1 protein-coding gene is annotated in these 792 nt (G+C 51.9%); it reads left to right on the top strand.

What is annotated here, in order from left to right; translation table 11 throughout:
* Positions 1-751 (top strand): HNH endonuclease (locus ADK28_RS03330; RefSeq protein WP_048794882.1); only part of this gene is annotated, 751 nt, incomplete at its 5' end.
* Positions 752-792: the final 41 nt, after the last annotated feature.

Genomic DNA, 792 nt, shown 5'->3' with positions numbered 1-792 from the left:
TATCTGGACCCCGCGGGAATTCCCGGTAATCTTTATCTTCACCGGAGAAAGCGGCGAAACCTACGGCTACAAAGATGGATGGACAGCCGAAGGCAGCTTCTCTTATACGGGGGAAGGCCAAAAAGGCGATATGGAATTTATTCGAGGTAATAAATCCATCCGCGACCATAAAAAAGATGGCAAAGACATCTTCCTGTTCGAAGACAACAAGAAAGAAAAAGGCGTTCGCTATCTTGGCATGTTCGAGTGTGATTCTTGGGATCATATTCAGTGCTTAGACTTAGAAAATAACATGCGCCAAGGCATTACCTTTAACCTGTTCAAAGTCTCGTCACTGCACGCGGTTGAAGAAGATGCAGACACCGATGAAGCCGATACGCAAACGGAGACACTCGAACAGTTACGCAAGAAGGCACTGCAGTCCTCAAAGCAATCGGGCCAGCGCCAACAGAGCGACAGCAAAAAATCCTGGTTCAAACGCAGCGAAGACGTAAAAAAATACGTGCTCAAGCGCGCCAATGGCATCTGCGAAGCCTGCGACCAGCCGGCACCGTTCAAGAAAAGGAACGGCGAGCCCTACCTCGAACCTCACCACACCAAACGCTTAGCCGACGAAGGCCCCGATCACCCGCAGTGGGTGGGCGCCATCTGCCCGACTTGCCATCGGCGGATTCACAGCGGGGTGGATGGGAAAGAGGTGAACAAGCAGCTGATGGTGAAGTTGGAGATGAAAGAGGCCGACGTTATATAGTTCAGCCTGGTGGACTGACCCCACCCCGGTAGACGATCCTG

This window comes from Serratia sp. 506_PEND (assembly GCF_001076875.1).
Classification (GTDB): Bacteria; Pseudomonadota; Gammaproteobacteria; order Enterobacterales; family Enterobacteriaceae; genus Serratia; species Serratia marcescens.
The sequence above is the reverse complement of the archived record's forward strand: the minus strand, read 5'-3'. Positions and strand labels throughout refer to the sequence as shown.